General features: G+C 32.8%; 1 protein-coding gene. It reads right to left on the reverse strand.

Annotated elements, in window-relative coordinates; all coding sequences use genetic code 11:
• Positions 1–138 (reverse strand): helix-turn-helix domain-containing protein (locus C1G53_RS12915; RefSeq protein ID WP_153046745.1); only part of this gene is annotated, 138 nt, incomplete at its 3' end.
• Between the last annotated feature and the right edge of the window lie 133 nt (positions 139–271).

The raw sequence follows: 271 nt of genomic DNA on the forward strand, positions 1-271 counted from the left end.
CCTATTTCTCCGAACTTCTTTTGAAATTGTGGACGGATCTTTTCCTAACTTAGCTGCTATAGCTGAGAAGGGCTTAAGTTGTTCAATTCCTATTTGAATATCATTGCGATCAGAGAGAGTTAAGTGTTTGTTTTTCATTGTCAGTTACCAACTTGTCCCATAGTAAGTTCTACCTTATTTCTTTGTCTCAGTCTAATTTCCAGTTTTTAAGACAGACTAGAACTTACTTTGGGAATTTACTAATTTTTTTAAACACTTGTTTAATTTTTCT

This window comes from Streptococcus suis, assembly GCF_002960445.1.
Classification (GTDB): Bacteria; Bacillota; Bacilli; order Lactobacillales; family Streptococcaceae; genus Streptococcus; species Streptococcus hyiners.